Consider the following 6,810-nt stretch of genomic DNA (forward strand, 5'->3'; position numbering starts at 1 on the left):
AACTCCGGATCGATTCAATGAATCATTCCCAATCGATCTCCAAGTATTAATTAACCAAACTGGAATCGAGATCGAGAAACTACCACTTTATTTGGCTTCTGTCGTTCCCAGTCAAACCGAAATCTGGCAACAGTTGGCGCAAGTTAAGGTCATTAATTTAGATCTTATCCCCTTACATAATCTCTATCCGACCTTAGGAATCGATCGAGCGTTAGCGACTTTTGGTGCGGGTGAAATTTATGGTTATCCAGTCTTAGTCATCGATGGTGGTACGGCATTAACTATTACGGGTATCGACGATCGCCGCTGTCTGCTTGGCGGTGCCATTCTACCAGGATTGAGATTACAAATCTGCTCTCTTTTTACGGGTACCGCCGCTTTACCCGAAATAGCATTACCGTCACAATTACCACCACGATGGAGCGACAATACTTCAGACTCGATCGCCAGTGGCATCTTGCATACTGTTAGTGCTGGAGTTAGTAAGTTTATTTATGAGTGGCGGCAGCTATTTCCAGATAGTCAGATCGCTTTTACTGGTGGTGATGGAGATCTATTAATGAAATATCTGAAGTTAGATCGATCGGAGCGAATGACGTACGATCGACAGTTGCTATTTCATGGAATAGTGGCACTTTTGCAAGGCTGTATCCTCTAATATTTGCAGACTTATTTATCACCACAATTCTACTTCTTCACGATCGATCTTCAGTTGCGCCCGCTCGACAAAAGCCTGGATTTCTCTGGCGATTTGCCTATCTAAATCTGGCGAATCGACCTCAGAAACTCTGAGAGATTTATACTCAGATTTCTGGACGGAGCGAACGTAATCCTGACTTTGTTCGATCGTGAATCGATCGTCTTTATCGATTTGTAAAACCAGCAGTGGCGATCTAAATTGAGACAAACAATCGGCAACTAATTCTTGTCGAATCTGATGAGTCGATCGCTCGAATAATAAATGACGAGTCGTCGGAAATTTATTGGCAAACTGCCAATAGGATTGACTTTTGACTAATGGATGCGCACCATCACTAATCGAGATCGTTGCCGCCAAACTTTTAAGCCAGAGTTTAAACAACAATGGATGTGCGAGCAATAATTTGGTCGAGAGGCTATATTTTTGCCATCCATTTAGGGAAAATCCTTCAGGTGAAATTGCGACTACGCCGCGCACTAAATCTGGATATTTTAAGGTATAGCTGACTGCAATCCATGCACCTAAAGAGTGCCCGACAAAATAAACTGGGTGCAACTTGAGCTTACTCAAGAATTCATGCAGGTGTGCCACTTCCATCTCGATCGAAGTCGGCGTGTGGCTAGAAATCGAGTTACCAAATCCCAGCAAATCTGGAGCCAAGCAATGAAAGTGCGCGCCCACATGTCGAACGATCTCTTGCCATTGATTGCTATCGTGCCAACTCCCATGCAAAAAGACGACCGCAGGACGACGTGCGTCTCCGGCTTCATGCCAAAAGATTTGTCCGGTTGAAAGCTTGATCCGAGAACTAAGATCGACCATAGGAGCTAAAGATGGGAGACGGCAAACCACCAAGTAGGAAAATGCGCGGTAGTACTCAATACCACTCACCGCTAAATTCATCGTACAACTGTCAACGCTAACACTTCAATTTATTTACCGATCGCTGGTCGTTCGAGCGCACGATCACGTATGATATAATTTGCTACAGCTATGTCCGCTCGGATTAAAATTCCGATAGTTATGTTCGATCTTTAATCGTATTGAGACAGCTACGGATTACTAGCACAGCCCAGACGGAGTCAGCCCTTAGCGGGTTGACAATGTTAATTTATCGTTTATTTTTACAGAGGCAAATATGGCAAAACGCCGCAACCTGAAGAAGGAAAAGGCGGAGCGTAATCAAGCATACGCTCGTAAGTTTAGAAAACGCCCCACTGGCGGTCGGATGTTCAAATCGAGATTCCGTCCCCAATCCAATGGTACTTCGGCTGAGGAAGATAACGAAGATACATCCGCAGCAGCAACTTAGTTAGGGGATAGGGAAGAGGGGATAGGGAAGAGGGCAAGATCGAACTTTCCCGAACTTAATTATCCCCGATCGCTGTTCTTAACTAAGTTGAATCCTGGCTCGATCGATCGCTTGACGAACTCGATCGAATCCAGTCCCCCCATAACTATTTCTAGCTGCTACTACTTGTCTGGGATCGATCGCTGCATATATATCTGCCTCGAAGGCCGGATGCAGTTGCTGCCACTCAGCTAGACTTAAATCCTTGAGCAGTTTATTTTGGCTCAAACAAGTTTTCACTACTTTGCCCACTAGATTGTAAGCTTCGCGGAAAGGTACGCCTTTCGTGGCTAAATAGTCCGCAACATCGGTAGCATTGGCAAAATCGGCAGCGACAGCTTCAGCTAGCCGTGCGGGTCTAAATTCGATCCCTTCACGTATCAAGATCGTCATCGCTTCGAGACAAGCTCGCACGGTAGCGACCGCATCGAATAGAGCTTCTTTGTCTTCCTGCAAATCCTTGTTATAAGCCAGTGGTAAGCCCTTCATCATTACCAGCATGGCTTGCAAATGACCGAACACCCTGCCGGTTTTGCCGCGCACTAGTTCTGGCACGTCAGGATTCTTCTTCTGGGGCATGATACTCGAACCAGTCGCACAGCGATCGGTCAAGCTCACGAACCGAAACTCTTCTGATGCCCAGATGATGACTTCCTCAGCCAAACGGCTGAGATGTACCATAATCAAACTAGCCGCACCGAGAAATTCGATCGCAAAATCTCGATCGCTCACCCCATCTAAACTATTCCCATAAATAGCATCGAAGCCGAGTAACTGCGCCGTGTAGTCGCGATCGATCGGTAATGTCGTACCGGCAAGCGCACCACAACCCAGTGGCGAAATATTCGTTCGCTTGTAAACATCATTCAGCCGCTCCCAGTCACGCCCAGACATCTCAAAATAAGCCAGTAAGTGATGAGCCAAACTCAATGGTTGCGCGCGTTGGAGGTGCGTGTAGCCAGGAATTAGCGTTTCGACATGCTGCTCGGCTAGGGTTAGTAAGACTTGCTGAAAATCGCGAAGTTGGGCTTGGATCTGACGGATCCGATCGCGTAAGTATAATCGAGTATCAGTACCGACTTGATCGTTACGCGATCGTGCAGTGTGGATCTTCTTCCCAACTTCGCCGACGATTTCTGTCAGTCGCCGTTCGACGGCAAAATGGACATCTTCAGCATCCACCCCTGGCTGGAAATGGCCAGCTCGGTATTCTTGACGGATTTGCTCCAAACCAGCAACGAGGACATCTCCCTCTTCCGTGCCGATTATCCCCGTCTGCGCCAACATGCGCGCATGAGCGCAGGAACCAGTCAGATCGTACTCGATCAACTCCAGATCGAAGCCGATACTAGCATTGAATTTGGCGATCGCTGGATGTAGAGTTCCTTCAAAGCGATCGCTCCAAGTCTGTGGTCGATCCATATAAAAATTAAGGGCGCAAGAGCTACTGAGATTGTAAGTTGAATGCGATCGACAACCAGCCATATGCCGGAATAGACAGTTGACCGAACTGTTTGATACTTACTAGTTACTATTTCCACGCTATCATGTGAATGTCATGTCAACTCTAAAGTTTACTAAAACATCCACATGTCTATTCAACAAACGACAATCAAAGCTACTAGTCTGCTCACCGTACTTTGTTTGAGTGCTGCCCTAGCCATTACTAGTTGCGGCAAAAAAAATAAAACCGAAACGACTGAGACTACGACTAAAACTGAGACATCTGCTGCGCCAACTACTGGTGCGTCCACTGCGCCAACTGCAAGTACCACAACTACTACTCCCGCTGCTGGTGCTGGTGGTGCCTTGTCCGCAGCCGAAAAAACTCAACTCACTCCGATCAAGACCGCATTAGTCATGGCTAATAGTGCGATTAAGAGTGGCGATGTTGCCAAAGCTAAGACTCAGTTTGCTAAATTTAGCAGTGCTTGGCCCGCTGTAGAGCCAATTGTTAAAGCCAAAGCTGGAGCTAGCTATCCGGCGATCGCTAGTGGCATTGAAACTGTCAAAACTGCTATGGGTAGTGCGACACCAGACAAAGCCAAAGCGGCTGAAGGACTAACTTCAACCATCAAAGCCATGAACGCTGTCATTGATAAAAAATAAGTCAGCAGCGTTAGTAGTTCAGTCGTCCCAGTTTTGCTCGCTCACACTCCCTGCAAAGGGGAACAACTGAAAATACCTCCTGACTCGATAAATCTCGCTCTTGCCAGTATGAAGATCCCAATCTAGTTGGAGATGTTATAGTAGGATCGAACCCTATGGTTGACAAAGGATATATAATGGCTGCGACTAATGGATCTAAACATCAGACGATCGTTCGTCCGCTTCAATATCGGGATATTGATGCGATCGCTAGCTTATGTCAACAAGTTACTATTCCCGACCCAGCCGTGAAGCTGCAAATCGAGCACCTGCTCAAGCAGATGAGTCGCTGGTACGCACCATTTCAATTTCTAAATATTATTCCCACGCCCAGTTTGACAGATCGAGCTTTGTTAGTTGCTGAATGCGAGCAACAAGTTCGGGGCGCAATTAGTGTTTCACCCTTCAATCGCACTCGCAGCACCTGGCACGTAGAATGGGTGTCGATCGATCGTCAGTCAGGTTCCCCAGAAGAAGTGACGGGGAAAAGTGATATCGGATCGCAATTACTACGCTACTGTTTCGAGCATATCGTCGATGCCAGTACTTGGGTGCTAGAAGTAGATGTCAACGATAACTCGTCACTCGCGCTCTATCGCCAAAATGGATTTCAACCGCTGGCGCACATGACCTATTGGGAAATTGCCCCCGAGCTGCTCAAAGAGTTAGCCCAACGGGAACCAGATTTACCCAATCTGTTGCCAGTCAGAAATATGGATGCCCAACTAATTTACCAATTAGATACGGTATCGATGCCACCCCTGTTGCGGCAAGTATTCGATCGCCAAGTTCACGACTTCAAGCACAACCTGATGCAAACGATGGTTGGGAAAGTGCGTCAATGGCTGCAACAAAAGCAATCTTTCAGCAACTACGTCTTTGAGACTCAACGCAAAGCCGCGATCGGGTATTATCGATTATCGCTCAACACTGGGCAACAATCCGGTAGCGAAGAGCACCGCACTCACCAAGCCGAATTGACCGTCCATCCTGCCTATACTTGGCTCTACCCAGAGCTAATGGCGCAACTGGCGCGCTCTTGTCAATATCTGCCATTACAGCCGCTCCAATTGGTTTCGGCTGACTACCAACCCGAACGCGAAGAATACTTCCAACAAATCGGCGCGGTGCGCGTCAAGCACAGTCTCCTGATGTCCCGCTCCGTGTGGCACAAGCTCCGAGAAGCCAAACATCTGTCTCTGGAAAATCTCCAAATCGCCGAGATGCTCCAAAGCCTTCAACCCTCGCGCCAACCTTTACCCAACCGGATCGAAAAAAACGATCCAGAGGATCTGTCTTAATTAAAAGATCGAATACAAGCTCACTTTAATCGAAAATGGGAGAAATAATTGCTACGCTGGTTGCTGAAATCCTCAAATGGATTTTTGCCTCCATTATTTTTGATATCTTCGTTAAGAGTCCAGGATATGCGATCGCCAGATTGTTAGTTAAGTCTAACCGCCAGCAATCGTACGAGCGAGAAGTTTCTCCTGATGGAGCGATGAGTATTTGTTGTGGATTGTTATTTTGGGCCTCGATTGGCGGCATCGGCTATAGCTGGTATCGACGATAGACACGATCTCAAAACCCTGCCTTGATTTGGTTTACAACTAATTTGGTTTACAACTAAGTCGATCGTATTGTCGAATTTTAGCAAAACGATCTTCCGCACAGCCGCTCTAAAGACCGCAATGTACTATTGCTGATAGAATAGAGACTAGCCGATTAACCAAAAATCCTACCGACAATCGTCACACTGCTTTATTTAAGCTCGAATCTTATGATAGTCGCACTCTTGTATTTAATTTTGAGCGGGTCTTACTTGCTGGTGTTGCCTGGGGCATTGTACTTGTATCTGCAAAAGCGATGGTATGTAGCTAGTTCGATCGAGCGGCTAGCGATGTATTTTCTAGTGTTCTTCTTTTTTCCAGGGATGATTTTACTCTCACCATTCCTCAATCTTCGTCCCAAACGCCGCGAAATCGAGGCTTAGAGATCGCTAATGCGTAAAATTGATGTCATTGTCATTGGAATCGTGGTGTTTGCGATCGGTGGTGCTGGATACTTAGGACTGAAGTTAGCGGGCTTGGATAATATCAATGCGGGTATTTGGAGTCAGCTTGTCCTAGTTGGCATCATCTTGGCGTGGTCATTTAGCTATGTATTTCGGGTGGCGACCAAGAACACCACATACGGGCAACAGCTCAAAGACTATGAGGAAGCTGTTTTGCAAAAACGCCTCGACGAACTAACTCCCGAACAACTTGCCGAAATTCAAGCCGAAATCGATCGAGAACGCACTCAGACGTAGATTTATTTTCTAATTAATACTTTCTTACCCGATCTAAATGGAGATCGCTATTAGTATTAAGTATTGACTGCATTTAGCTAGTCAGAGATATTCGCCTTAGTTACCCAGTCCCCCAGTCCCCGTCCCCATTTCATATGCTCTCCGTCTCTAGTTGTTTTCAGTCTTTACGCGATCGCGGTCAGTGTGCGCTCATTCCGTTTATTACCGCTGGCGATCCAGACTTAGCAACCACGGCAGCAGCACTCAAAACCTTAGATGCCGCAGGTGCGGATTTAATCGAATTAGGCGTTCCCTATTCAG

The 6,810-nt window shown here is 46.7% G+C and carries 10 protein-coding genes; 8 read left to right on the forward strand and 2 right to left on the reverse strand.

The genetic code is table 11. The features are described 5' to 3' along the window. Positions 1-658, forward strand: a 658-nt coding sequence (locus RMO84_RS02695) for a pantothenate kinase (RefSeq protein WP_310486913.1), incomplete at its 5' end; no start/stop codon positions are given. Positions 659-676: 18 nt separating this feature from the next. Here the strand turns inward: RMO84_RS02695 and RMO84_RS02700 are convergent. Next, the gene (locus tag RMO84_RS02700; RefSeq protein ID WP_310486914.1) at positions 677-1,522 is read right to left on the reverse strand and encodes an alpha/beta hydrolase; all 846 of its coding nucleotides are present in this window, start codon (positions 1,520-1,522) and stop codon (positions 677-679) included. 316 nt (positions 1,523-1,838) lie between these two features. Between RMO84_RS02700 and RMO84_RS02705 the strand changes: the two genes are divergently transcribed. Next, positions 1,839-2,012 carry a hypothetical protein gene (locus tag RMO84_RS02705; protein WP_015157954.1) on the forward strand — a complete coding sequence of 58 codons (174 nt, stop codon included), beginning with the start codon at positions 1,839-1,841 and terminating at the stop codon, positions 2,010-2,012. A gap of 78 nt (positions 2,013-2,090) precedes the next feature. Here RMO84_RS02705 and argH read toward each other — a convergent pair whose 3' ends face one another. Further along, the gene (argH, locus tag RMO84_RS02710; RefSeq protein WP_310486915.1) at positions 2,091-3,473 is read right to left on the reverse strand and encodes an argininosuccinate lyase; all 1,383 of its coding nucleotides are present in this window, start codon (positions 3,471-3,473) and stop codon (positions 2,091-2,093) included. A 168-nt stretch (positions 3,474-3,641) separates the two neighbouring features. Between argH and RMO84_RS02715 the strand changes: the two genes are divergently transcribed. The 6 genes from RMO84_RS02715 to RMO84_RS02740 form a co-directional block, all read left to right on the forward strand. Next, entirely contained in the window at positions 3,642-4,160 is a 519-nt protein-coding gene (locus RMO84_RS02715; RefSeq protein WP_310486916.1) for a hypothetical protein, read from the forward strand. A gap of 176 nt (positions 4,161-4,336) precedes the next feature. Continuing rightward, on the forward strand, positions 4,337-5,500 hold the full coding sequence (locus RMO84_RS02720; RefSeq protein ID WP_310486917.1) for a GNAT family N-acetyltransferase: 1,164 nt from the start codon (positions 4,337-4,339) through the stop codon (positions 5,498-5,500). 35 nt (positions 5,501-5,535) lie between these two features. Next, positions 5,536-5,772: a hypothetical protein gene (locus tag RMO84_RS02725; RefSeq protein WP_310486918.1), complete on the forward strand. Its 237-nt coding sequence runs from the start codon at positions 5,536-5,538 to the stop codon at positions 5,770-5,772. A 183-nt stretch (positions 5,773-5,955) separates the two neighbouring features. Beyond that, a complete protein-coding gene (gene ndhL, locus RMO84_RS02730) occupies positions 5,956-6,192 on the forward strand; it encodes an NAD(P)H-quinone oxidoreductase subunit L (RefSeq protein ID WP_396135751.1) in 237 nt (78 codons plus the stop codon). A 9-nt stretch (positions 6,193-6,201) separates the two neighbouring features. Next, positions 6,202-6,510, forward strand: a complete 309-nt coding sequence (locus tag RMO84_RS02735) for a DUF3007 family protein (RefSeq protein ID WP_310486919.1) — start codon at positions 6,202-6,204, stop codon at positions 6,508-6,510. A 134-nt stretch (positions 6,511-6,644) separates the two neighbouring features. Then, on the forward strand, positions 6,645-6,810 hold a 166-nt coding region (locus RMO84_RS02740), incomplete at its 3' end, for a tryptophan synthase subunit alpha (protein WP_310486921.1).

It is taken from the genome of Chamaesiphon sp. VAR_69_metabat_338, assembly GCF_031423935.1.
GTDB lineage: Bacteria > Cyanobacteriota > Cyanobacteriia > Cyanobacteriales > Chamaesiphonaceae > Chamaesiphon.